General features: G+C 38.1%; 23 protein-coding genes. 14 read left to right on the top strand and 9 right to left on the bottom strand.

Translation table 11 applies throughout. The features are described from left to right. Positions 1-58: 58 nt before the first annotated feature. The 3 genes from asd (at position 59) to H4J57_RS04480 (ending at position 3844) form a co-directional block, all read left to right on the top strand. Complete coding sequence (gene asd, locus H4J57_RS04490; RefSeq protein WP_182242121.1) at positions 59-892, top strand: archaetidylserine decarboxylase; 834 nt, start codon at positions 59-61, stop codon at positions 890-892. 517 nt (positions 893-1409) lie between these two features. Continuing rightward, on the top strand, positions 1410-1790 hold the full coding sequence (locus H4J57_RS04485; protein ID WP_070375106.1) for a BlaI/MecI/CopY family transcriptional regulator: 381 nt from the start codon (positions 1410-1412) through the stop codon (positions 1788-1790). Positions 1791-1861: 71 nt separating this feature from the next. Further along, positions 1862-3844 (top strand): M56 family metallopeptidase, encoded by a 1983-nt coding sequence (locus H4J57_RS04480; RefSeq protein WP_182242096.1) that lies wholly within the window; start codon positions 1862-1864, stop codon positions 3842-3844. 5 nt (positions 3845-3849) lie between these two features. Here the strand turns inward: H4J57_RS04480 and H4J57_RS04475 are convergent, their stop codons facing one another. Next, entirely contained in the window at positions 3850-4347 is a 498-nt protein-coding gene (locus tag H4J57_RS04475; RefSeq protein WP_182230701.1) for a Spy/CpxP family protein refolding chaperone, read from the bottom strand. A gap of 241 nt (positions 4348-4588) precedes the next feature. On the opposite strand from H4J57_RS04475, the gene H4J57_RS04470 reads away from it, so the two are divergent. From H4J57_RS04470 to H4J57_RS04460, 3 genes are read left to right on the top strand one after another with little or no spacing between them, the layout of a single operon-like run. Next, positions 4589-5302, top strand: coding sequence for a response regulator transcription factor (locus H4J57_RS04470; RefSeq protein WP_182216048.1), 714 nt, complete (start codon positions 4589-4591; stop codon positions 5300-5302). Then, entirely contained in the window at positions 5302-6705 is a 1404-nt protein-coding gene (locus H4J57_RS04465) for an ATP-binding protein (RefSeq protein WP_182242095.1), read from the top strand. The genes H4J57_RS04470 and H4J57_RS04465 overlap by 1 nt, the downstream gene beginning before the upstream one ends. A 60-nt stretch (positions 6706-6765) precedes the next feature. Beyond that, positions 6766-7806: an alpha/beta fold hydrolase gene (locus H4J57_RS04460; protein ID WP_182242094.1), complete on the top strand. Its 1041-nt coding sequence runs from the start codon at positions 6766-6768 to the stop codon at positions 7804-7806. A 2-nt stretch (positions 7807-7808) separates the two neighbouring features. On the opposite strand, the gene H4J57_RS04455 is transcribed toward H4J57_RS04460, so the two are convergent. Next, a complete protein-coding gene (locus H4J57_RS04455) occupies positions 7809-8747 on the bottom strand; it encodes a cation diffusion facilitator family transporter (RefSeq protein ID WP_259366794.1) in 939 nt (312 codons plus the stop codon). A gap of 95 nt (positions 8748-8842) precedes the next feature. On the opposite strand from H4J57_RS04455, the gene trmL reads away from it, so the two are divergent. Next, on the top strand, positions 8843-9307 hold the full coding sequence (gene trmL, locus H4J57_RS04450) for a tRNA (uridine(34)/cytosine(34)/5-carboxymethylaminomethyluridine(34)-2'-O)-methyltransferase TrmL (RefSeq protein ID WP_070375112.1): 465 nt from the start codon (positions 8843-8845) through the stop codon (positions 9305-9307). A 43-nt stretch (positions 9308-9350) separates the two neighbouring features. On the opposite strand, the gene gpsA is transcribed toward trmL, so the two are convergent. The 4 genes from gpsA to H4J57_RS04430 are packed head-to-tail and all read right to left on the bottom strand — an operon-like array spanning position 9351 to position 11685. Next, on the bottom strand, positions 9351-10358 hold the full coding sequence (gene gpsA / locus H4J57_RS04445; protein WP_182216042.1) for an NAD(P)H-dependent glycerol-3-phosphate dehydrogenase: 1008 nt from the start codon (positions 10356-10358) through the stop codon (positions 9351-9353). Between the two features lie 55 nt (positions 10359-10413). Beyond that, positions 10414-10932 carry a protein-export chaperone SecB gene (gene secB, locus H4J57_RS04440; protein WP_182216040.1) on the bottom strand — a complete coding sequence of 173 codons (519 nt, stop codon included), beginning with the start codon at positions 10930-10932 and terminating at the stop codon, positions 10414-10416. 43 nt (positions 10933-10975) lie between these two features. Further along, entirely contained in the window at positions 10976-11230 is a 255-nt protein-coding gene (gene grxC / locus H4J57_RS04435) for a glutaredoxin 3 (RefSeq protein ID WP_182216038.1), read from the bottom strand. Positions 11231-11256: 26 nt separating this feature from the next. Continuing rightward, positions 11257-11685 (bottom strand): rhodanese-like domain-containing protein, encoded by a 429-nt coding sequence (locus H4J57_RS04430; RefSeq protein ID WP_182174070.1) that lies wholly within the window; start codon positions 11683-11685, stop codon positions 11257-11259. Between the two features lie 251 nt (positions 11686-11936). Here H4J57_RS04430 and gpmI point away from each other — a divergent pair, with 251 nt between their 5' ends. From gpmI to H4J57_RS04415, 3 genes are all read left to right on the top strand, one after another. Beyond that, complete coding sequence (gpmI, locus tag H4J57_RS04425; protein ID WP_182242093.1) at positions 11937-13478, top strand: 2,3-bisphosphoglycerate-independent phosphoglycerate mutase; 1542 nt, start codon at positions 11937-11939, stop codon at positions 13476-13478. Between the two features lie 28 nt (positions 13479-13506). Continuing rightward, positions 13507-14658 (top strand): peptidoglycan DD-metalloendopeptidase family protein, encoded by a 1152-nt coding sequence (locus H4J57_RS04420; protein ID WP_182242092.1) that lies wholly within the window; start codon positions 13507-13509, stop codon positions 14656-14658. 455 nt (positions 14659-15113) lie between these two features. Further along, positions 15114-15878 carry a divergent polysaccharide deacetylase family protein gene (locus H4J57_RS04415; RefSeq protein WP_259366793.1) on the top strand — a complete coding sequence of 255 codons (765 nt, stop codon included), beginning with the start codon at positions 15114-15116 and terminating at the stop codon, positions 15876-15878. Between the two features lie 3 nt (positions 15879-15881). On the opposite strand, the gene H4J57_RS04410 is transcribed toward H4J57_RS04415, so the two are convergent. Continuing rightward, entirely contained in the window at positions 15882-16661 is a 780-nt protein-coding gene (locus tag H4J57_RS04410; protein ID WP_182242091.1) for a serine protease, read from the bottom strand. Between the two features lie 152 nt (positions 16662-16813). Between H4J57_RS04410 and H4J57_RS04405 the strand changes: the two genes are divergently transcribed. The 4 genes from H4J57_RS04405 (at position 16814) to H4J57_RS04390 (ending at position 20456) form a co-directional block, all read left to right on the top strand. Further along, complete coding sequence (locus H4J57_RS04405) at positions 16814-17638, top strand: patatin-like phospholipase family protein (RefSeq protein ID WP_182221507.1); 825 nt, start codon at positions 16814-16816, stop codon at positions 17636-17638. Positions 17639-17750: 112 nt separating this feature from the next. Continuing rightward, positions 17751-18557, top strand: coding sequence for a PEP-CTERM/exosortase system-associated acyltransferase (locus H4J57_RS04400; RefSeq protein ID WP_182242090.1), 807 nt, complete (start codon positions 17751-17753; stop codon positions 18555-18557). Positions 18558-18764: 207 nt separating this feature from the next. Continuing rightward, positions 18765-19490, top strand: a complete 726-nt coding sequence (locus H4J57_RS04395) for a PEP-CTERM/exosortase system-associated acyltransferase (protein ID WP_182242089.1) — start codon at positions 18765-18767, stop codon at positions 19488-19490. A 75-nt stretch (positions 19491-19565) separates the two neighbouring features. After that, a complete protein-coding gene (locus H4J57_RS04390; RefSeq protein ID WP_182242088.1) occupies positions 19566-20456 on the top strand; it encodes a ThiF family adenylyltransferase in 891 nt (296 codons plus the stop codon). A gap of 204 nt (positions 20457-20660) precedes the next feature. Here the strand turns inward: H4J57_RS04390 and H4J57_RS04385 are convergent, their stop codons facing one another. After that, positions 20661-21515, bottom strand: coding sequence for a PEP-CTERM sorting domain-containing protein (locus tag H4J57_RS04385; protein ID WP_182242087.1), 855 nt, complete (start codon positions 21513-21515; stop codon positions 20661-20663). Between the two features lie 228 nt (positions 21516-21743). Beyond that, complete coding sequence (gene prsT / locus H4J57_RS04380; RefSeq protein WP_182242086.1) at positions 21744-24503, bottom strand: XrtA/PEP-CTERM system TPR-repeat protein PrsT; 2760 nt, start codon at positions 24501-24503, stop codon at positions 21744-21746.

Raw genomic sequence — 24503 nt, 5'->3', positions numbered from 1 at the left:
ATAATATAAAGGAAATTCAGTGCTTTTAAATAAATTAAAAATCACCCTTCAATACCTTATGCCTAAACATTTGATTTCGCGTTTAGCTGGAAAATTTGCCGCTGCAGAGTGTGGCCGAGTAACCACGAAAGCCATTGAAGCATTTATCAAGCATTACGGCATTAATATGTCAGAAGCGAAGCTTAAGAATGCCGAAGACTTTACCACCTTCAACGATTTTTTTACCCGCGAACTTAAAGATGGTGCGCGCCCTATTGATAACAATGAAACAACCCTCTGCTATCCCGTTGACGGTGCTATTAGTCAGCAAGGCGATATTGAAGACGGACGTTTAATACAAGCAAAAGGTTTTGATTATTCATTGGAAACCTTGCTGGGTGGTTCATATAACACCGCAAAGCCTTTTCAAGGCGGAAAGTTTTCTTGTATTTATTTAGCACCAAAAGATTATCATCGTATTCATATGCCGATGGCAGCAACATTACGCGAAATGATCTTTGTACCCGGTGATTTATTTTCTGTTAACCCATTAACCGCTAATAACGTGCCTAACTTATTTTCTCGTAACGAACGTGTTGTCACTATCTTTGATACAAAATCAGGACCTTTAGCTATGGTCCTTGTTGGCGCAACCATAGTTGCCAGTATAGAAACAACTTGGGCAGGTACGATTACTTCACCTAGAGCCAAAGGAATTTTCAGAGAAAGTTACCCGGCTGACGGCGCTGATGCGATCACTTTTGAAAAAGGTGATGAAATGGGACGTTTTAAACTTGGCTCTACGGTAGTGTCAACGTTTGGTCCTGGCATGATCGAGTTTGATGTTGATGCTCATCCAGGTACAGTGACCCGTTTAGGTGAACTCTACGCCAATATTGTTAACGCTGATTAACCATAAAGTCCTTGTTCATTAAAGAGCCAGTAGTGAATTTCTTTAAATACGCTATTGGCTTTTGCTAGATTTTGGTAGATTTTGGTAAATGTTATGGAGCTTGACGTTCAGTACGACCAGCAATCAGGGCAATAAGTCTGGGGCGAATATGCCTTCGTGATTAATAACATCGCTAACCACTCTCTTTGATGTCTTTTCTAGATCGGAATTATCACGATTCCCGATAAGTTCACAGCACCCTTTAATCACAGCGCTCAGCCAATCACCATCGAAAATCACCGGTCGACATTTAATTAATATCACACTAAAAATCGCTACCATTTTTACTAACTACCTCGCTCGTACTACATTAAACCTTGAGCAAATAAAAAATAAATTCAATTTAAAAACCTTTGTTATCATAGTGATATTTTAAAACAAAGCCACTAACAACAAAAGGTGTTGCTCATTTTATCAACACAAGATACGATTGCATTCGTATATAACTTATAATTATTCATAGTATTAAGGATTTTAGATGGCTCGAGATAATACAAATATCAAGCCTACAGAAGCAGAGTTAACTTTGCTTAATGTTCTCTGGAAAGTCGGTCCAGCAACAGTTCGTCAGGTACATGATGTTGTCAGTAAAACGCAAAAGACAGGTTACACCACTGTTTTGAAGATTTTACAAATTATGCATGAAAAAACCTTGGTCATTCGAGACGAAAGTAATCGTGCCCATGTCTATGCACCATCAAATAGTGAAACTTTTACACAATCTTCATTATTAAAAGACCTAGCTTCAAAGGCTTTTGGTGGCTCAACGTCAAAATTAGTGATGCGAGCTTTAGATGAATCAACCAGTAAAGAAGAAATTGCCGACATTCGTCAATTACTTAATGAGCTAGAAAAGTAAAAACTGCTACACTTGTTATAGTACAATCTAAAAAGTGCTATAACATGGAAGGATAATGTCAGATTAATTTAATGAGTAGTCCATTTTTATACAATTTATCGTTAACCCTTATCCATTTTCTTTGGCAAGGGATTTTCGTTGCGCTTGCGCTAAAGTTGGCATTAACGTTTACTTCTTATAAAAAACCACAATGGCGTTATGCGATGGCGTCATTGGCTATGGTAGCTAATTTATTACTGCCTTTTTTCACTTTCTATATTATCTCTCAAGCTGACTTTCCACAATTTGGTCCTTTATTAAATAACAGCATCTTGCTGGGCGATATCATAAATAATGACGCCCAAAACACTGCTGTTTGGTACTCCAATGCGGTTGAATTCTTACCCTATTTATCATTAACATGGGTAACAATAAGCTTTGCCTTAGCGCTAAAGCTGTTCATCGAATTATATAATGTTAACCAACTACCCAAAATAGGCACCTCGCCGGCAAATGCTGAACTTGAAGCCAGATTTCAGCACTTAGTTGAACAAGTAAAATTAACCTGTTCACCTCGACTATTAATCTCACTTAAAAATGATGTGCCTATGGCAATAGGTTGGTTAAAGCCGATAGTACTTGTTCCCGTTACTATGTTGACAGGTTTAACACCCGCACAACTTGATATGTTGATATTGCACGAACTGGCACATATTCGTCGACATGACTATCTAGTTAACTTCATTCAGACCTTGGTAGAAATCTTTTTATTCTTCCACCCCGCTGTGCGTTGGGTGTCAAAGCAAATGCGAAATGAACGTGAATATTGTAGTGATGATATTGCTGTGCAGCATTGTGGTAACCCTGTTGCTTATGCGCACACTCTGGCAGATACCGCTTCAATATGTGACAGCCACCGTCATCATTCTATTCCCGCTATGGCAATGGCGGCATCGGGTGGTGATTTAAAGCAACGCGTTCTGCGTTTAGTTAACCACGACCAACACTGCTCAACAACGACTCACTCAGGAAAATGGTTAGCGTCTATCGTCATTATTTTCTCAATTATTGCTGTGGGCAGTAAAAAATACATCCAAATTCCTAGCTTAGATATAGGCACTGATACCATTCCTTTATACCGTAGCGCCGATGATGACTTCAAAACATACACAGATAGTGGCGATGAAATAGCGTTACCTTCTTTGGCGCAGCAATTATTACACCGAGGCAATGAAAGTAATGCCTTAGAAAACAAACTACCCGCAAAGATGATAGCGCCATTTTTTCCTAAAAAGACCAATAAAAATCCAGTAAATGCTGAGCTCGTAGTCGCACAAGCTTACTTTGAGAACAACGACAGTACTAAAAACACGGGTAATGCCAACAATCCCCAAGAAAAGAATACTGTCGATACCTTAGCGACAGTCGTAAACAATAAATTAGTCGGGCTTAAAAAGGCTAAATCTGAACCTTTAAGTAATTTTACTGAATCTTTGGCTGTTCAAAAAAATCAAGCTGAACAGCCTAGTACTCAAGTAAAGGTAAACAAATCTTTAGCTCAATTGGCATTAAGTCAAACGGTTACTATGGGTAAATCGCCAGCAGAATTAGCCTTTGAGCGCACTGACTCAACCAAAAAAGCTTCATTATTAAAAAACCCATACGCTGCACAAATAGCTGATTTGACTAAGCAGCCATTAGCCATAAATTCGCACTTAGCGCTACCAACAACTCGTCGTTCACAGATGATAGAGCAAGTACTTTCCTCGACAAGTGAATCGACAACTAACTACATGCCAGAACACGCACCCGCGCAATTACTGACATCAACATACCCGAAATACCCTGCCAATGCTAAGCGAAAAGGTATTGAAACAGATGTAGAAGTTACATTCACCATAGATAAAAATGGCTATGTACGTGATATTCAATACGATGGTGAAGGCAGAGTCAGTTATTTTCGTAATACTATTCGTTCATCATTAGAAAAATGGCGTTTCACCCCGGCAAGTTATAATGACCAACCGGTAGAAAGCACCATGTCTAAAATATTTTCTTTCAGTATTGCTAGATAATAAGATTACTCAGCAAGATGCTTTCTTCTCCCATCATGCTTTTGATGTGACTGCATTTTTTCTTTTTGTGCCTCCGTTAATATCATCATAAAACTGTGTTCTTTCTTTGCTTTAATTAAGGCTTTTTGTGCAATAATATCTTGGTATTGACTTTGTAAATCAACAAAAGCTTGTTCATTAAAGTGCTCTTCCATCAGTAACGCTTTACGTTGTTGATGAAAACCTTGCATGCTCTCTTTCAATACTAAACCACTTGTTTTTGCCGTTTTATTTATCGCCTTTGCCTGTTCACGTTGTTCGTCAGTAAGCGCTAAATACTTCGCCATTCTTTTAAAGTCACCTTTCATGCCACGCTTTGATTTGTGCTGATGGTTACCGGTATGCTTGGCATCATGACGGTCATTGTTAACGCCATCGCCGTTATTAATGGCCAACGCTGCGGTACTTGCTAAGGATAAGGTTAATACTGCACTGGCTAATAAAACTGATAGTTTACTTTTCATAAGATTTACCTCTGGGTTAAATTGATAATAATATCGAATAAGTTAATCAATCAATTACTGAGCGAGCCCGGTGAATCGATTCATTCTTTTAAGTGAGGTAACTATAAACCTTGCAACGCAAAGAAACGCAAGGCAGTGTAAAGTTTTTGTAAAGGCTACAACAAAGTCAGTTTTCTAATAAAAGTTAAGTTAATATTAAGATACGCCAAATACCGCCACTAACAAAAGATAACAAAACCTCATGAGCAAACAGAAAATATTAATCATCGATGACGACAAAGAACTCACTGAGTTATTAACTGAGTATCTATCGTATGAAGGATTTGAATTAGAAGCTTGCCATGATGGTGTTAGTGGTCTGGCACGTGCTTATGATGAAAAATTTTCACTGATATTACTTGATGTTATGATGCCCAAACTAAATGGCTTTGAAGTATTAAAAGCCTTAGGTGGCCAGCATAAAACGCCAATTTTAATGTTAACGGCTAAAGGTGATAACGACGACAGAATATTAGGCTTGGAGCTAGGCGCCGATGACTATTTAGCGAAACCTTTTCAGCATCGTGAATTACTGGCACGCATTAAAGCTATTTTACGACGTATTAAAATAGTTAAGTCCAATGAAAGTACTATCAGTCATCAGCAAATTAATGAGGTCAGGCTTGAACATAGCACTCGTCAGGCTTTTTGCCATCAACAGTTAGTTGAATTAACCGGTACCGAGTTTCAAATATTAGCTTTGCTGATGAATAATGCCAGTCAAATCGTCAGTAAAAATGAAATATCAGAACAAATTTTGAAACGAAAATTGAGTGCTTTTGATCGCAGTATCGACATGCACATCAGTAATATTCGCCGTAAGTTACTCGAGTTTTCTGCAAGTGATAAATTAAAAACCATTCGTGGCGCGGGTTATATCTTCCTCACAGGAGAGAGCACGGGGATAAATGACTAATGCTCAATAAAATTAGACAGTCATTTTCATCGATTGGCTTTAAGATATTTTTATGGTTTTGGCTGTTCGCCTTAAGCTCTATTATAGCAACACGATTTATCTCAGCGCAGTTAGCACAGAACAGTATTGTTTTGCCTGCGCACCATGGTGACCTCAAAAAATTGAACCGTATCGCTAAACATATTGAAAGGAATAAAACTTCAGCCGATGGACTTTTGCGATATCGAGGAAAATCACCTAATGAAGCTATTATTATCAGAAATATTGATAGTGGTCAGCTCACCACCGATAGTAGCCGTTTTTTAAAAGACTTGGTTAGCTACCTAGAAAAAAATCGCTTTTCAGCCATCACCTCGATTCAATTTCCGAGATCTCGTATTACCGGCCCTAAAAATATCATTTTAGATAATCAACCCGTCGAACTATATTTAGCCATTAAAGGTCAGTCTCGACATTTTGATTCCTTTATTATGCAACTGCCCAATTGGTTGAAACTTGCCATCCCCATTACGGTCAGTGCTCTATTAGCCTGGTTATTAGCACGAACATTAATTAAGCCAATATTGGCAATACGACGTGCGGCAACCGATATTGGTAACGGTCAGCTTGATGCCCGAATCGAACATGCCAATAAAAGAAAAGACGAACTGGGTTCACTTGCCACCAGCTTTAATACTATGGCCGACAAGTTATCATTAAATCTAACCGCTAATCAGCGTTTATTAGCCGATGTTTCCCATGAGCTTCGTTCGCCGATGACTCGCTTACAACTTGCGGTTGGCCTAGCTCAGCAAGCGATTAACAAACCCGAGCTGCAAAAAAAGCATCTCGCGCGCTGTGAACTAGAAGTTAGCCGTTTAAATGAAATGATAAGCGATGTGCTTTCTCTTTCTCGATTAGAAAACACCTTTCAAAAAATTAATTTGCAAACCGTTCATCTTGATGAATTATTAGCCGATATCTGTCAAGACTGCCAGTACCTTGCTGACGAAAAACATATCTTAATTACTATGAAGCACTTTTTCTCTTTGGATCTACCCGGAGATCAAAATTTATTAAGCAGTGCTTTTAGTAATGTCATTATTAATGCCATTAAATATAGCCCAAAGCACAGTGAAGTGGTCATTTCTATGGCGAGTGTTATTCTCAATCAACAAGACAGTATCAAGATTATCATTAGCGATAGCGGTAATGGCGTTCCTCAAGGTACCATCGAAAAACTTTTTCAGCCTTTTTATCGTGTCGATGAAGCCCGAGATAGAAACACGGGTGGCACCGGCTTAGGCTTAGCGATAGCGCAGCAAGCAGTATTAGCACATAATGGTGAGATAAGTGCTAAAAACAACGACTCTGGTGGCTTATCTGTAACCATTACTTTGCCAATAAGCACAACACTGACATAAAACTGATGAGCATAAGTGAATTATCACCGCTAATGTCATGCGACCTTAGGATTAAACAACATGGCTTTAGCGAAAATCAATAGTAATGACTATGGCAAAGAAAGTGAGCTTAGTGCTCGCTTATCAACTGAAATAAAACAGTTTTGGCAACAAGGTTATTTTTCATCTTTTAGTGGCGTAGATAAAATAAGAATAAATTACGCAACCTTTACTGACTCCAAAAACCAAGAAAACCTTGTATTGGTTACCGGACGGTCTGAAAGCTATCTAAAGTATCAAGAGCTCGCCTTTGACTTATATCAGCAAGGTTATAATATATTTATCGTCGACCACCGTGGTCAAGGTTTGTCACAACGTTTGTTGAATGATAGCCAAAAAGGCTATGTAAAAAAATTTGATGACTACGCCGAAGATCTTAAAAAATTTATTGATGAGGTTGTTATAGAAAGTGCCACAAATAATGCCAGTAAAACGCCCGCTAAAAAACCCCATTTATTAGCACATTCGATGGGGGGAGCCATTGCTGTGCGCATGATGCAGTTATACCCACTGTCAGCAAAATCTGCGGTGTTAACCTCGCCAATGATTGCAGTTAACTACGGCAATATCGCTAACTGGCTTGCCAAAGGGATTATTTATTTAGGTGATTTTTTTAACGTTTGCTTAGCTGCTGAAGCTAATTATTTTATTGGACAAACGGCCTTTAACGACACACCTTTTGCTGAAAATGAGCTTAGTCAATCGACTGTTCGCTACCAAGTTTTTGTGGAACTTTATCAGAAAAATAAAGAAATAAAATTGGGCGGCGTCACCACTCATTGGCTCAAAGAAGCCATTATCGCTAAGAAAAATATTTTTGCAGATTTAGCTAAATTGACTACACCTATCTTAGTCATGCAGGCAGGTAACGACACGATCGTTTGTAATAAAGCGCAAAACACTTTCTGCCAGCAATTGCACCAATACCACCAACAGTCTTGCCCTGAAGGCAAACCTTTCACTGTCGACAATGCACGGCACGAGCTTATGTTTGAGCAAGACCAGTACCGCAGCCCCGCCTTAAAAAAAGCACTGCAGTGGTATGATACACATTCAACTTAATGTTATTTCTGTTGCGGTTCTTGATCGACATTAACCGTTTTAATGGCTACCACTGAAGTGGGATCATGATGAATAAACACTTCGCAAGGCGAGAATTTCGCTTCAATTTCTTCTTCTATCGCTTCACCAATATCGTGAGCTTCCAGTAAAGACAGTCGGTCATCGAGCTCTAAATGAAATTGAATAAAGCGCTGCGGGCCTGATTGTCGGGTTCTCAAGTCATGAACACCTAAGGTCGAATCATGAGCAACCACAATAGCGGTAATTTGAGTCTGCTCTTCTTCACTCAGTTCATGATCCATTAAGTTGTGCACACTTAAGTAAATAATTTTTAAAGCGCCACTCAATAACAACACTCCCACAAGACAAGTAAATATCCCATCTGCATATAGAGAGTAGCCACTGCTTAAAATCAACGCCGCTAATACGCCAAGGTTTAATAATAAATCTGACTGGTAATGCAAGGCATCGGCACTAATGGCAACAGAACGGGTTTTGGCAATCACAAAACGTTGCAACACCACTAATAACAGTGTCATCACGATAGCTATAATCGTCACCACTATGCCTATTTCTGTTTTAACAACCAGTTTGGGGTGAATAATTCGGTCAAAGCCATGAAAGATCAATAACAAGGCAGAGCCGGTTACAAAAGCGGCTTGTACTAAACCCGCTAAACTCTCGGCTTTACCGTGACCAAATTTGTGTTTTTCATCGGCGGGTGCCAAAGCATAATGAAGAATAACCACATTCATCAACGAAGCAAATAAATCCAACATCGAATCGGTGGCTGAAGCCAGCATTGAGCTAGCATCTGTTACCACCCAAGCATATAGTTTCAAAAGAAAAAGTAATAAGGCCGTTCCAGTAGCAGCGAAAGCAGCTACTCTTACCCAAAAACTGTAATCATTTTTTTTTGATAAAGCTTCACTCATAGTCATTACTTTTCCATGCTTGCTACTTAAGCGCTAATTTGTACAATATAGTAATTCGTTTGGTATAATACCTTATCATCTTCGAATTTAAGTACATTTTTATGTTAGACGTCGTTTTGTTTCAGCCACAAATTCCACCGAATACCGGTAATATTATCCGCCTCTGTGCGAATACAGGCTTTAGGTTACACCTTATTGAACCCTTTGGCTTTGACCTAGACGATAAAAAGCTTCGCCGAGCAGGTTTAGATTACCATGAGTTTGCAGCCATTAAGCGCCATAAAGATTACCAAGCTTTTATCGAAAGTGAACAACCTGAGCGAGTTTTAGCGGTAACCACTAAAACAACCAATTACTATGGTGATATTGCCTTTAAACCTGGGGACTATTTACTTTTTGGCTCAGAGACCAGTGGTTTGCCAGAAGAAGTAAGACAGCAAATACCCGATGAAGATAAAATTCGTATCCCCATGCTAAAAGACAGCCGGAGTATGAATTTATCGAATGCCACCGCAGTGCTTATTTTTGAAGCTTGGCGACAAATGGGCTTTGAAGGCTCAGTTTAAATTTACAATAGTAAAGATAAACGGAGCCAAACAAAGTGTAAAATTATTCGACAGTACGGTCGCGGGACAGTAAATCAGCAGCGGCTAGCTTTGCTGATTTGCCGCAATAAAGTACCTGATAGACTTGCTCGACTATCGGCATTTCTACGCCCATACGTTGTGCTAACATATAAACTTCTTTGGTATTACGATAGCCTTCAACAACTTGGCCAATATCAGCCATCGCTTTTTCAACATCAACGCCGCTGCCAAGTGCTAAACCAAATCGACGATTGCGTGATTGATTATCAGTACAAGTTAAGACTAAATCACCTAATCCAGCCATCCCCATAAAAGTACTTGCCTCGGCATTAAGTGCACAGCCTAAACGTGTCATTTCAACTAAACCGCGGGTAATTAACGCAGTACGAGCATTGGCACCAAAGCCAATACCGTCGGCGATGCCAGCGCCAATAGCGATCACATTTTTAACCGCACCACCGAGTTGTACACCAATAAAGTCTTTATTTGCATAGACTCGAAAGGTTTTACCACAATGTAATAGATCAGAAATTTCAGTGACAAAATCATCATCAGTTGACGATAATGAAATAGCCGTTGGTAAGCCAGCCGCCATCTCTTTTGCAAAGGTTGGCCCAGAAAGCACGGCCAATGAAATATCATCCCCCAGAATATCACGGGCAACATCTTGCAGTAATCGACCTGTTTTATGATCTAAACCTTTGGTTGCCCAAGCTATTTTAGCCTTTGGTAATAAGTAGGGTTTAATTTGGCTGAGCATTTCGCCGAAGGCATGACTCGGTACAACCACTAAAATGTTTTCACTCGCTTGAACAGCACTTTCAAGATCGTTAGTCGTTGTCAGTGAGGGTGGAAACTCACTACCCGGTAAATATTTCTCATTTGAGTGAGACGCTTGCATTTGCGCAATATGTTGAGGATCTCGTCCCCATAATACGGTTTTGTGACCATTTCGAGCGAGACAAATAGCAAGGGCAGAGCCATAAGACCCTGCCCCCAAAACCGTGATTTTTGCCGTTAATTTCGACATATCATCACTTCCATTTTATTGTTACTACTAGCCGATTTTGAAGAAAAACCGTTAATTAGTGAGTTTCACTGCTCGCAGGCATCTGTTCAGTTTGTGCTTGTGCGGCACGTTGTTGAACATATGAAGCAAATAGTGCTTCAAAGTTTACTGGTGCTAAATTAATTTGTGGGAATGAACCACGACTCACTAAATTCGCCACTGACTCACGTGCATACGGAAATAATGTTGTTGGGCAGAATGCACCAATAGTATGAGCAAGTTGTGCTTCAGGTAAATTACCAATAGAAAAGATACCAGCTTGTTGGACTTCAGCTAAAAAGGCCGTTTGCCCTTCAACAGTCGCGGTAACGGTTACTGAAAGAACAACTTCATAAGTATCTTCAGCCAATTTATTTGATTTAGTATCTAAATCTAATTGGATTTCAGGCTTCCAATCTTTTTGGAAAATAGCAGGAGAATTTGGCGTTTCAAAAGAGATATCTTTTGTATAAATACGTTGAATAGCAAATTGTGGTGCGGCTTGTTCAGTAGCGGCTTCTGGCGCATCAGCGTTGTTGGTGTTCTCATCAGACATAGTTTTTTCCTATTGTATTTATTATTTTATATAATGATGACTTTTAATCTTTTGCTAAAAGTTCATCTAATTTATTAGCGGCGTGAAGTGCGAATAGTTCATCGCAGCCCCCGACATAATGATCACCAATAAAGATTTGTGGCACAGTTACACCGCCACTACGCTTGATCATGGCATTGCGCAATTCTGCATTATTGTCGATTTTAATTTCATTAAAGCTTACTTGTTTCTCTTCGAGTAAAGCTTTTGCTCGCATACAGTAAAAACAAGTTACTTTAGTATAAATATCAACTGTCATATCAAACCTTTATTAGTTATTAGCTATTATTTTTTAACCAGTGGTAAACCGGCATTAACCCAAGAATTCATACCACCCTTTAACAAGCTTACTTTAGTAAAGCCTGCTTTAAGTAATTGATTAGCAACCGGGGTAGCAGTAATTCCTGCGGTACATACAACTATGATGGGTTTATCTTTATAGTTTTCAAGGGTAGCAAAATCATTATTTGATACTTTCTCTTTCACTAAATTTTTCGAATCGATGATACGACTCGCTTTAAATTCTTTTTCGGTACGAATATCAACTACTACACCTTCTTCACGGTTTACTAAAAAAGTAAGTTCCTGTGTAGATATTTGCTTAATAGGAGACATTTGAATACGAATAGTCGTCACAATAATAAGAACGACAATAGCTGCCCAAGCAGCGCTTAGCACTGGATGATTACCAGCAAAAATAATTAATTGATCCATAAAAATAATAAATATTGGTTGAATAAAAAGTTGACGATAGTATACAGAATTACCAAGCAAACCCAAAAAGAACTTTACGTGATAAGCGATTAAATCAATGAAAAGGTTTTTTTTGTTGATACAACCGACTGATAACGAATAAAAGCACACAATTCATTTGAAATGTTTTGTCTAATACCACACAAGCAATTCTTGATTTGCCTTGGTATACTGGTGAATAATTAGCTAATTTCACCGTTATGGAAACTAAAATGCCAAATAAAAAACCTACCGTATTACTGATTTTAGATGGTTGGGGATACCGAGAATCTACAGAATCTAATGCTATTTTTCATGCAAGAACGCCGGTACTCGACGATTTAAATGCTCGCTATCCACATATGTTAATTGGCACCTCAGGCATGGCAGTAGGTTTACCTGACGGACAAATGGGCAACTCAGAAGTGGGCCACGTTAATTTAGGCGCTGGTCGTATTGTTTATCAAGACTTCACTCGTATTACCAAATCGATAAAAGATAAAGAATTTAACAGCAACAAAGCACTTAATGATGCGGTTGACCAAGCCGTTAAAAATGATAAAGCCGTACATATTTTTGGCTTATTATCACCAGGTGGCGTTCATAGCCATGAAGATCATATTTTTTCAATGCTCGAACTCGCTAAAGAAAAAGGTGCTCGTAAAATTTACTTACACGCTTTTCTAGACGGTCGTGATACACCACCTCGCAGCGCAGAAGCGTCATTGATTAAAGCACAAGAAAAATTCCAACAGCTAGGCTGTGGCCAGATAGCTTCGGTAATTGGTCGTTATTATGCCATGGACCGTGACCAACGTTGGGATCGTGTCGAATTAGCTTACAACTTAATGGTTAGTGGTGAAGCGCAGTATAAATATTCAAGCGCAACTGAGGCATTAGCCGCCGCTTATGCCCGTGATGAAAATGACGAGTTTGTTGCCGCTTCAGCGATTGTAGACGAGAACAACCAAGCTATAGAAATTGATGATGGTGACTCCTTAATTTTTATGAATTTTAGAGCCGACCGTGCGCGTCAATTTACCCGTTGCTTCACTGAACAAGACTTTTCTGGCTTTAAGCGTAAGAAGTGTCCTGCTATTGCTGACTTTGTCATGCTCACCGAATATGCCGGTGACATAAAAGCCAATATCGCTTTCCCTAAAGTAGCACTTGAAAACGTACTGGGTGAATGGTTAGAGAAAAACAATAAAACGCAATTACGTATTTCAGAAACAGAAAAATATGCGCACGTTACTTTCTTCTTCAGCGGTGGTAAAGAAAGTGAATTTGTTGGCGAACAGCGTATTTTAGTACCTTCTCCACAAGTTGCCACCTACGACTTGCAGCCAGAAATGAATTCAGCGTTACTCACTGATAAATTAGTCGCCGCCATTGAAAGCGGTGAACACGACTTTATCGTTTGTAATTATCCAAATGGTGATATGGTGGGTCATACTGGAAAGTTTGATGCTGCCGTAGCAGCTTGTGAAGCGGTTGATAGCAGTATTGGCCGTGTTGTTGCCGCTCTAGAAAAAGCAGGAGGTGAGTGTTTAATTACCGCTGACCATGGCAATGCTGAACAAATGGTTGATAACAATTCAGGGCAAGCACACACAGCGCATACCTGTGAACCTGTGCCGCTAATTTATATTGGCCGACCCGCTAAACCAGCAGAAAATGGCGCATTGAGTGATATTGCGCCAACAATATTACAGCTGATGGATATAGAGCAACCCAAGCAAATGACCGGTCATTCGTTAATGAAGTTTATCTAAGAAAATTATTATTAAAATGAAATTTACCGTGAAAAAAATATCTTTATTTGCATCAATATTCAGCCTTAGCTGCGTATTGATGTCGGTGAATGCCACTGAACAGTCGTCGGATAATGGTGATACGACCAATAAAACCAATCAAGCATTGTCGAAAGTTCAGCAGCAAATAGTTGAGCAAGAAAAATCGATTAAACAAACGAGTAATAAACGCTCATCTTTAGAAAATCAATTAAGAAATGACGATATTTCAATCGCTAAAATAGTAAAGGCGATGATTAAAACCCAAGATGATTTTGAAGATACTCAGCAAACATTAAAAGAACTCGCGCAAGAAAAAATAACCTTAACGCACAAGAAACAGCAACAAGAAAAAGTGTTAGCCCAACAATTAAGAGCCGCTTATACATCGGGACATCACGACTATATTAAATTATTACTTAACCAGCAAAGCCCTGCTAGCGTAGAACGTACCGTTACCTATTATAAATATTTGAACGATGCTCGCATCAAAGAAATTGACCAATTTCAGATTGTCTTAAGTGATCTGCTCGCCGTAACGACACAACACCAAGAGCAAGCCAAAAAGTTAAATCTTATAAAACAACAACAAGCCGAACAAAAAGTCGTATTTCAAAACACTAAGCAAGAACGAAAAAACACCATTCGCGCATTAAATAAAGAACTGCTGGGTAGCAAACAGCTGTTAGCTCAATTAGTGGCAGAAGAACAAAACTTAGTGGTGGCATTACAACGAATCGCAGCATTAGCACAGCAAAGTGCAGAGTTAGTTGGCCTAAAAAAATTAAAAAGAAAACTTTCTTGGCCGGTTAAAGGCAAAATTAGCCATAGTTTTGGCTCTCGTAAACAAGGTTACTTAAAATGGAAAGGTATTTTGTTAGCCGCTCCTGTTGGTAAACAAGTTAAAGCCATTCATAACGGTACGGTATTGTTTTCAGATTGGTTAAAAGGTTATGGTTTAGTCACAGTGTTAGATCATGGCGCCGGCTATATGAGCTTATATGGCTATAACCAAGCATTATTAAAGTCAGTAGGAGACCGGGTAGAAACCGGTGAACCCATAGCGCTTGTTGGACAAAGTGGTGGGCAGAGTCAATCTGGATTATATTTTGAAATACGTAGCGATGGTCAGGCAGTAAACCCTAAAGCTTGGTTTAAATAAAGTAAAAATATAGCGCCTACTGAGTCTTATTTTTTCTGCTAATAAAAACAGTCAATCCGCTGTAATTATTTTGAAATACGTAGCGATGGTCAGGCAGTGAACCCTAAAATGTGGTTTAAATAAAGTAAAAATATAGCGCCTACTGAGTCTTATTTTTTCTGCTAATAAAAACAGTCAATCCGCTGTAATTATTTTGAAATACGTAGCGATGGCCAAGCAGTAAACCCTAAAGCTTGGTTTAAATAAAGTAAAAATATAGCGCCTACTGAGTCTTATTTTTTCTGCTAATAAAAACAGTCAATCCGCTGTAACTATTTCGAAATACCCAGCGATGGTCAAGCAGTTAACCCTAAAGCTTGGTTTACATGAAGATAAAAAGTTAACTTCTCCTCGATTTTAACTTTTTCTACTGATAATCTCGGTTAATAATGATGTTTTCCAAATTAAGAGTTCTTTTGCCTTTATTCCCACAACTAATTATTTTATTGACGTTACTAAGTATAACGCCTTTAGCAACAGCTAAAAACGCACAAGTTGCCATTATTATTGACGATATTGGTTACCGAAAAAGTGATGCTGCCGTGCTAACCTTACCCGGCGCAATAACCTTCGCTATTCTCCCCCATACGCCTTATGGTAAAAGACTGGCTTTAGAAGGCTATCATAAAAATAACGAAATTATTTTGCATATCCCAATGGAAGCAGAAAATGGTAAAAAGCTAGGACCTGGCGCACTAACCGTTAAAATGAATGAAGAGTCAATCCGCCATCAGTTAGCACTTGCTTTCGCTGAGATACCTTTTGCTATTGGCATCAACAACCACATGGGGAGTAAACTAACTAAACTTTATAATCCAATGATGTGGACCATGCGTTTTTTAAAAGAGCGAGATTTAATTTTTGTCGACAGTGTTACTACCAACAAAACCAAAGCAGAACATATCGCCCTTCAGGTGGGCGTTCCAACAACCCACCGACAAATATTTTTAGATAACGAATTAACCACTGACTATATTGATCAACAATTTATGCAGCTTATTGAGCACGCCCAGCAATATAAATCAGTGGTGGCTATTGCGCACCCTCACCCTGAAACGATCGCTGCACTCAATCGTTTAATACCGTTACTCGCAGCCCTTGATATTGACTTAGTGCCCGTTTCATCCTTAATAGACTCACCCAAAATCCTGCAAGACCTGACCGCCGTAACTGAAGACTAAAAATTACTGATTAGAACCAAGATAATCAATGTTATCTTTTTTTAGTAAGGCTAATAAATATTTAACCGGAATCGCGTATGTTATGCCACTAGGATTAGTAATAACCGCTTCCTTTGACTCCTGCACAAACACCTTATTAATAATACCAATCACTTCTCCTGAATCAACATCATATAAAGCACTGCCACTATTGCCAGGGTAAGCGGTAGCATCAAGTTGATAAACTAAATAAGGATTACGTAACATTTTCAACATCTTAATACTAATTTGCTGAGCATTATCCACCGGGATTATCGTTGGTGTAATACTGGCAATAATACCGCGGTGGGTCACAGGGTATAGACCTAAAACAGCGCCAATAGGAAAGCCCGTAAATGCAACATAGCTGCCCTCTCGACTAAATTCTTTATTTGCAAGTTGCATCGCGGGCAGTGGTGCGCCATGGATTTTTAGTACGGCGATATCGTGCAACTGCGAACTAGCAACAATATCAGCGGTTCGCACTTTCGCCGCTTTCCCAGAGCCAGTAAACACCGCCATCTGTTGAAGAATATTTGCATCAAGTTCTTTGGGTAAAACGTGAAAGTTAGTGACCACATAGCGGCCATTACCGATAACAAAGCCACTGCCGTTCAAACTATTTTGCTGGCGACCCGATGGCGTATGAACACCAATACCCACTACTGACGGTTTTATTTTTTCAACGGTATCCGCTAAATCGGCTAGTACTGAGCTGGTATAAAAAATTAAATAAACACTTAATATTATTTTCAAATAACGCATCTTAAACCCTCCATTCATTATAAATATTATTTATCGTCAATAAGTTTACTGCGTTTTACTCGCAAAAACAGCTATGATTACTCATAATTAAAATAATCATAACAATATGTTATATCTCTGTAGGCAGCTATTTCTTAAGGTCGTTCAACAATATGACAAAAAAAACAGTAGTTCCTATCTTCGCTGGTGGCGGCACACGACTGCCGGCACATGTTGGCATCTTACATGCGCTACAAGCTTATGACATCGACTTCAATCACTTAGTAGGGGTTTCAGGTGGCAGTATTGTTAGCAGCTTATTTGCAGCTGGCTTAAGCCCAGCGGAAATTAAAGATATCGCGTTAAATACTAACTATAACAAGTTCCGAGAATTTTCATTATTAAAATTAATTCGCAACGGCGGTTTAAGTTCAGGTGACCGTTTTGAACAATGGATGGATGGCCTACTCGGTGGAAAAACATTTGCCGAGCTTGATTATAATTTACATATTGTTGCCACAGATGTCGCTAAAGGTACCCCCGTTATTTTCAACAAAGAGCTCACCCCTGATGTAAAAGTATCACTGGCAGTAAGATTCTCGATGTCCATTCCCTTAATATTTAGTTTCAAGACTTTTGGCGAGCATGTCATGGTCGACGGCAGTATTTTATCTGAAGACGCCCTGCATCGAGACTGGGCAAAAGACGGGACACCGGTATTATGTTTTCGCCTTAAGGGTGAGCATGAAAATAACGAAGTTAATATTAAAGGTTTTTTCCCAATTTATAAGTACGTAACCCTGCTTATTCGTACCTTTATGACCACGATCTCGCGCGAATATATTAATGAAGCCTTCTGGCACAATACCGTAGTAGTTAATATTGGCAATTACTCTGCCGTTGACTTTTCCATGACGACAGAGCAAAAACAAAGCTTATTTGATATTGGCTTTAAAACAGCAGAGGAAGTATTACCGATAAAACTGGGAAAAAAATAAATTTTTTAACAGTTAATAGTAATATTTCTCTGGTATTAGGTTATATTAATAGTATGTCTCGTGACGTAATGACTTCTATCACGAAATAACATGAAGACAAATGGATGAGAAAATGAGTCTAAGCAAATTAATATTAAATTCCCCTATCATTGGCGATGTCGCAAAAAAAGTGGCGTCGTTTAAGGTCAATCATGATGCTGGAAATATTGCTGAGCATTTTACCAAGTTTCTCAAGCCACAATACGCCTCTACTAATAGCCTTCGTAACGAAGTATTTAAAATTCGTCATAATGTTTATTGTGAAGAATTAGCCTTCGAAAATCAAAAAGATAATGGTATGGAGATGGATGAGTTTGACCCTCATTCAATATTTGCGTTAATTAAACACAAGCCTACCAATAACTACACCAGTTGCGTTCGCATAGTGTTATCAAGTAATGATGATGAATTATTACCTATAGAAAAGTATTGTTACCACGCTATTCAAAACAAAGACTACGATCCGAAGAAATTCAAACGTTCTGAAATTGGTGAAATTTCTCGCTTAGCAGTGAAAGCTGATTTTAGACGTCGTAAATCAGATCGTTTCAAAGGCTCTGCAATCGGAGCAATCAGTGAAACTAACTATTCTGAATCTGAGTTACGTTGCTTTCCTTTTATCGCTATTGGTTTATATATGATTGCTTGTAACTTAGTGATTGAGAAAGGCGTTAAACATGCTTTTGTTATGATGGAACCACGCTTAGCTCGTAGTATGAAGTTTGTGGGGATTAAATTTGTTCAAATAGGTGAGCCCATTGAATACCATGGACTACGTGCGCCTTATTATATTAACCCTGAGATTTTTTTAGAAAATTTATCAAGTGGTTTCAAAAGTCTCTTTAAAGAGATACAAAAAGATATTCATACTCAGCTTTAGATACCCTGGTAAACCAGCAGTACTTATTTTGATTGTTAATTAATACATTATACATATCGTGCAGTATATTATTGCTCTGAAAGTGGTGCTTTAGAGCTGAAAAATTTTATTAATAAGACAGCGTTAGTAACATAACAACAAAATACTTCGCAGTACGTGTAACAAACTATTGGAAAGCATTTTTTACTCCTAAAAAAGATTAATGTCATGAATACAATGGCTCTAGATATTAACCCTGAGGTAGATGTAAAACTATTTACTCAGTTTCTCAAACCACGATACGCTTCAACTGAAGATCTTCGTCGAGAAGTTTTTAAAATTCGCCATGACGTTTATTGTAATGAATTAGCCTTTGAAAACCCAAAAGATGATCAAATGGAACTTGATGAGTTTGACCCACGTTCAACTCTTGCTTTAATTCAACATAAACCTTCAGATAAGTACACCGGTTGTGTGCGTATAATACATTCAAACGGTGCTAACGAACTATTGCCAATAGAAAAATTATGTAATGATGTCATTCAAAACAAAGACTTTAACCCACAAATGTTTAATCGTGCAGAAATCTGTGAGGTTTCTCGCTTAGCGGTTATGGCTGATTTTAGACGTTTCAATGGCTCAACTATTGGTGAAACTAACTACTCAGAATCAGAGTTACGTTCCTTCCCATTTATAGCTATTGGTTTGTATATGATAGCGTGTATCTTAATGATCGAAAAAGGTATAAAGCACGCTTTTGTTATGATGGAACCACGTTTAGCTCGCAGCATGAAACTTGTAGGGATTAAATTTTTGCAGATTGGTGACTCGATTCAATACCACGGTTTACGTGCCCCCTATTATATTAGTCCTGAAATATTTTTAGAAAACTTAAGAAGTGACCTTAAAAATTTATATAAAGAAATAAAAAAAGATATTCGTAGCCAGTTTTAAAATCATATCCATAACAACTTTATGACTAAGATGTAAATTGGCATAATTTCAATTAATGAGTATAAAAGGATCCTCATGTTTAACTATGAAGAAGCATTTTCGCGAAATATTGGCTGGGTAACGAAAGAAGAACAACAAAAACTTAGAAATACTAAGGTTGCTATTGGTGGTTTAGGCGGCGTTGGTGGAGACCATACAATAGTTTTAGCCCGTCTGGGTATTGGAAACTTCCATATATCAGATCTAGATGATTATGATGTCGCCAACTTTAATCGTCAAGCTGGTGCTAATATGTCAACGATAGGCCTTCCTAAAGCAGCGGTTATGGAAGAAACGATTAGAGGTATTAATCCTGAAGCAACCATAAAGAACTTCGATTCAGGTATCAATGAAGAAAACCTTGATGAATTTTTAGAAGGTGTCGATATTTACGTTGATAGCTTAGACATTTTTGTTTTAGAAATCAGACGTAAAGTCTTCCGTCGTTGTTATGAAAAAGGCATACCAGCCATTACTGCAGCACCAATGGGTATGGGTACTGCTTTTTTAGTATTCATACCTGGAAAAATGTCTTTCGACGAATACTTTGCCATTGTAGATGCCGCAGCAAATGCCACTGAAGAAGAAAAAGCGCTCATATTTAATGATAATATTATCCGGTTTGTTATTGGCGTGTCACCTTCTGTGCAGCAACGTCATTATTTAGTGGATAGCTCTTCTGTTAACTTCCTTAAAAAGAAAGTTCCGTCAACCTGTATGGGTATATCTTTAGCCGCAGGTACACTCTGTACTAATGTTTTAAAGATATTATTAAAACGTGGTGAAGTGATTCATGCTCCTCACGGTATGCACTTTGACGCTTATAGAAATAAATTAATTAAAACTTGGCGACCTTGGGGGAATAAAAACCCTATTCAAAAATACATGTTTTGGCGAGTTAAAAAATTATTAGCCGAAAAAAAATAATAAAAACCAGCAATGAATAAACCGCCAATTGGCGGTTTTTTATTAAGCTAAGCGCTCATACTAGTGCTATAACCTTATTCAAAAATAAATATTTTGGTAAGTTAATACGTTATGAGCCGATAATAAACGATAAAAGCCAGACATAAAAAAACCGCCAATTGGCGGTTTTTTATTAAGCTAAGTGCTTAGGCTATAAGCTTTCGATTAAGAGTTGCGACGACGTGCTCCAGCAAAACCTAATAAACCTAAACCTAAAATTGCAAGAGTTGTAGGTTCTGGAACATCAATACTTAAACGTCCAGTGTGGTTTGCTGCAAGAATAGCTACACCATTTTCAAATACGATATCTAGCGGTGCAGAAGGGAATCCAGCAAAACCAGCAGAAACTGTTTGGTTTGTTGACCAGCGAATATCACCTAAAGCTGCCCACTCGTCCATAGTTTTGTCACGAAGTGAAAAATCTGAACCAGCACCGTTAGCAAAGTTATCTAATGTACCTGTAAATACTTGCTTAGCTTGACCAGCAACATTTTGAGGGCCGCCAGTACTAACGTTCAAGTCAAATAAGTTATGAAAACCGGCAGTTAAACCTGTATTAGCCGCATTAAAAGACATAACACCAAACTGTAAAGTACCTGCATTATATACGAAATCAGTACCGTTAAATGTACCCATTAAGTCATTGAAAAAGAAAGTAAACACGTAGTCACTTCCATAAGCATCCATTGTCGGAAATGGGTTAGGTACGAAACCAGTAATGTTATTATTATTAATAGTGCCCAAATTTAGAGCTGATAAAGGAGTAGGAAGCAAATTAAAGCCATTAGCGCCATAGCCACCGTATGACTGTATAGTATCGCCAACGCTTAATACGCCATCGCCGTTATCGGTAACTAAAGATTGTGAATTGTAAGCGAACACCATTTCCGTGATAGGGTCAACAACTTGAACGCCACCTTGAGTGCTAGCACCAAAGCCAGCATCCCATGAAATTTGATCAGCAACTGCAGTACCTGACAAACTAGCTAATATAGCAACTGATGTTAAAAATTTTCTCATTGTATTCTCCATTTAAATTAGAAAGTGTTATATTTCAGTTAACTCGTTTGCGGTAACTAAAAATCAATAATGTATAGACACAACATGTAATGCAGACATCGTGCCAAAAAATTAAACCATTGATATACAAAGCTTTAAATAACAAGTAAAACTTCAAGCTTAAGCTACTGTAAAAAAACCTGACAATAGTATATTCACTCAATTTACTTTTTATATTAATACTTTTATTTAGCTAGAGCTTACTGTTGCTAATCTTGCCAACGAGTTACTACTGAGTATTTTTTTGTCAACTTTGAGCAGTAATGAATCCACCAAGCTATACTGCTTATCAGCAAATAAGGCCTGTATATAATGAACTAGATAGTTATGATTATTTATATCGGCTTTATAAGCTTTTGAAAGATATTCAACGGCTTCTGGCACATTACTTTTCGCCAACGCTATAAGTCCATAAGTATTAATAACAGCCGGGACATTCGGCGCTTTCGATAATGCCATTTTTGCATAGTCGAATGCGCTGGAAAGATCGTTTTGTAACAGTAGTATATAAGCAATGTTATTCAACATTGTAAAATGATTGTTAGTTTTTTGGGCTATACGTTCATATATTGCCAACGCCTTTTCTGGCTCTTTTAAGGTGTACAGTTCAGCTTTTTTGAGCATTAACTCAATAGTCAGATCATTGTTTTCTTCAAACGCGACAATTAACGCCAATGCCTCTTTTTCTTGGTTTGATTTATCCATCGCATGGACCAGATCAATTAAAATGGGTGCTGAAGGTGCTTGTTCATATGCAGGTTTTAAATATCGAATTGCTTGTGTAAAGTTTGCTTGCATAAAAGCAAGCTTTCCCTTTATTACATTATACTTAGGAGAAATGTTCGACAAATCAGGTAGTTTAGAAAATAATTGGCTAGCTTTTTCTAAATTGTTATCTTGAATATATAAAAAGACCAAATTTAATCTTTCATTTTCTCCACCTAGACCTTGCTCGACAATAATTTTCTGTTCTTTTACCGTATCAAAGCTTTGTTTTTTCCCATTAAATATGGCAACTTTAAGTTTTCTTGCTTCTAAGGCTTTAGGAAATGAAAGGAGGATTTGATCCAATTTTTCCAGTGCTAATCCCCCTTCCCCCTCAAACGCCAACATCTTTGCTTGTACAATACGTAAAGAAAAGTCATCAGGATTTTTTTCAAGAGATTTAGTTAAAACTGATTTAGCGGGTACGACTTTATTATCGCGCATATAAAAGCCAACAAGAATAAGCGTTTCACTAGCAGAGTACTCTTTAATTTCAACTAATTCGGTAAGTCGCTCATTAACCAGCCCATTGTACTTGTCATTTTTCCCGATACGATACATTGCATTTATTGCTGAAGTATTTTCATTATCGATCATGAGAACTTGTTGATACAATGTTACTGCGACGGTTATATTGTTGTTACTTTCCGCGATATTACCTAAATTAAACAGAGCAAGAATATTTTTTTGATCATGCTTCAATACTTCGTTAAATGCCTGCTCTGCAAGTATAAGGTCTCCTTTCATTTTATACGTTACACCCTCTAAAGTTTTAGACAATACAATATTATTGTCTACAGCAGAGCGGGCAACTTTTAGCGCATCATCAAAACGTTTTTGTTTTAAATGCTCCATAACAAGAAGAGAAATTGCTTGCTCAAACTCAGGGTTACTTTGTATAGCTTGTTCAAAAAAACCGATAGATTCAGGGTCATTTACTGCCATTTTAAGCACCCCTTTTTGATAGGCTAATTGGCCACTAAAGGGTTCCATCTCTTGGGCTTTATCAAGTAAATAACCTGCTTTATCGAGATCGCCCTGTTTAAATAATTGACTAGAAGATAGCGATAAGAAAGCAATATCTAGATCATCGTTAGGGGCATTTTGTATATCCTCATAAGATTCGTCGATATACCCCAGCTCTAAACTGATTGCGCTAAGTAATCTCCGAGCTGGATGTTGCAAAGATAATCTGTCTCGCACTTTACTTAAATGGCTGTAAGCCATTTCTTGTTGGCCTAATTTATAAGAGCTGTAACCCGCAATAATTATCGAGCCCAAAAGGTCTGCTTTACTTCTAAGCGCTAATTCTGAAAATTGCTTAGCACCTAAAAAATCACCTTCTATTAATCTATTTTGCGCTTTTACCTGGTTAACTAGTGGGTTTTTTGGATAAATCGCTATAAGTATATCGGCTTGCTCTTCGGCTTCTTCAAATTTTGCAGCACTAACCAACGACATCATATAACGTAAGCGAATTTGTTCAGCTTGTGGGTGAATGTTAAGATATAAACTAAAAGATTGCGCCGACTCTTCTGCTCTTTGTGCGGTATAAAGAAGATACCCTTGATACTCAAGTGCCTCTGTAAAACCAGGATTACTGACTAACACATCATCTATAGCCGCAAGCGCTTCTTCTAGCTTCTCTTCAGACCCGAGTTGCAATGCTTGGCCTAATATAATGTACTTAGAAACAAAGTCTGTTGCTAATAAGTCAGCAAGCGCTATTTTTCCACGGAGAAGATCATTTTCTTTCAAGTATGCCATAGCCAAAAAAGCTTTTACTGCAGTAGTCGTTTTATCACTAAATTCTCCACTGTAAACAAGCAAGTCTTTTACTGCCGCTGAGTCACCCATATTATAATGGGCCTTTGCTAGCAGCAAAAATAGCTCTTCTTGCACATATCCATATTCTTTTGCTCGTGATAATTCTTTTTCTGCTTCTATCCATAAGCCTTGTTGAGCATATATTGAACCAAGCAAAAACCGGACTTCAGCATTATTTTTTTCAGTTTTTAAAACGTTCTTTAAATTGATTATCGCTTCACTATTTTTACCATCATTAAGCGCAACTCTTGCTTCTTTTATATATTCAGCTGATGTTTTGTTATCGCCACACCCTAAGAGCATTGTTGTTAACAACAATGCTTGAACAGCTAATTTCGACTTAGTATTGATATACAT

It is taken from the genome of Colwellia sp. BRX8-7, from assembly GCF_014077275.1.
Taxonomy (GTDB): Bacteria; Pseudomonadota; Gammaproteobacteria; order Enterobacterales; family Alteromonadaceae; genus Colwellia_A.
The sequence above is the reverse complement of the archived record's forward strand: the minus strand, read 5'-3'. Positions and strand labels throughout refer to the sequence as shown.

Excerpts from the sequence above, each read along its gene's own strand:
- asd (WP_182242121.1), top strand. The coding sequence starts at position 59 with ATGCCTAAACATTTGATTTCGCGTTTAGCTGGAAAATTTGCCGCTGCA.
- H4J57_RS04485 (WP_070375106.1), top strand. The coding sequence starts at position 1,410 with ATGGCTCGAGATAATACAAATATCAAGCCTACAGAAGCAGAGTTAACT.
- H4J57_RS04480 (WP_182242096.1), top strand. The coding sequence starts at position 1,862 with ATGAGTAGTCCATTTTTATACAATTTATCGTTAACCCTTATCCATTTT.
- H4J57_RS04475 (WP_182230701.1), bottom strand. The coding sequence starts at position 4,347 with ATGAAAAGTAAACTATCAGTTTTATTAGCCAGTGCAGTATTAACCTTA.
- H4J57_RS04470 (WP_182216048.1), top strand. The coding sequence starts at position 4,589 with ATGAGCAAACAGAAAATATTAATCATCGATGACGACAAAGAACTCACT.
- H4J57_RS04465 (WP_182242095.1), top strand. The coding sequence starts at position 5,302 with ATGCTCAATAAAATTAGACAGTCATTTTCATCGATTGGCTTTAAGATA.
- H4J57_RS04460 (WP_182242094.1), top strand. The coding sequence starts at position 6,766 with ATGGCTTTAGCGAAAATCAATAGTAATGACTATGGCAAAGAAAGTGAG.
- H4J57_RS04455 (WP_259366794.1), bottom strand. The coding sequence starts at position 8,747 with ATGACTATGAGTGAAGCTTTATCAAAAAAAAATGATTACAGTTTTTGG.
- trmL (WP_070375112.1), top strand. The coding sequence starts at position 8,843 with ATGTTAGACGTCGTTTTGTTTCAGCCACAAATTCCACCGAATACCGGT.
- gpsA (WP_182216042.1), bottom strand. The coding sequence starts at position 10,358 with ATGTCGAAATTAACGGCAAAAATCACGGTTTTGGGGGCAGGGTCTTAT.
- secB (WP_182216040.1), bottom strand. The coding sequence starts at position 10,932 with ATGTCTGATGAGAACACCAACAACGCTGATGCGCCAGAAGCCGCTACT.
- grxC (WP_182216038.1), bottom strand. The coding sequence starts at position 11,230 with ATGACAGTTGATATTTATACTAAAGTAACTTGTTTTTACTGTATGCGA.
- H4J57_RS04430 (WP_182174070.1), bottom strand. The coding sequence starts at position 11,685 with ATGGATCAATTAATTATTTTTGCTGGTAATCATCCAGTGCTAAGCGCT.
- gpmI (WP_182242093.1), top strand. The coding sequence starts at position 11,937 with ATGCCAAATAAAAAACCTACCGTATTACTGATTTTAGATGGTTGGGGA.
- H4J57_RS04410 (WP_182242091.1), bottom strand. The coding sequence starts at position 16,661 with ATGCGTTATTTGAAAATAATATTAAGTGTTTATTTAATTTTTTATACC.
- H4J57_RS04405 (WP_182221507.1), top strand. The coding sequence starts at position 16,814 with ATGACAAAAAAAACAGTAGTTCCTATCTTCGCTGGTGGCGGCACACGA.
- H4J57_RS04400 (WP_182242090.1), top strand. The coding sequence starts at position 17,751 with ATGAGTCTAAGCAAATTAATATTAAATTCCCCTATCATTGGCGATGTC.
- H4J57_RS04395 (WP_182242089.1), top strand. The coding sequence starts at position 18,765 with ATGAATACAATGGCTCTAGATATTAACCCTGAGGTAGATGTAAAACTA.
- H4J57_RS04390 (WP_182242088.1), top strand. The coding sequence starts at position 19,566 with ATGTTTAACTATGAAGAAGCATTTTCGCGAAATATTGGCTGGGTAACG.
- H4J57_RS04385 (WP_182242087.1), bottom strand. The coding sequence starts at position 21,515 with ATGAGAAAATTTTTAACATCAGTTGCTATATTAGCTAGTTTGTCAGGT.
- prsT (WP_182242086.1), bottom strand. The coding sequence starts at position 24,503 with ATGTATATCAATACTAAGTCGAAATTAGCTGTTCAAGCATTGTTGTTA.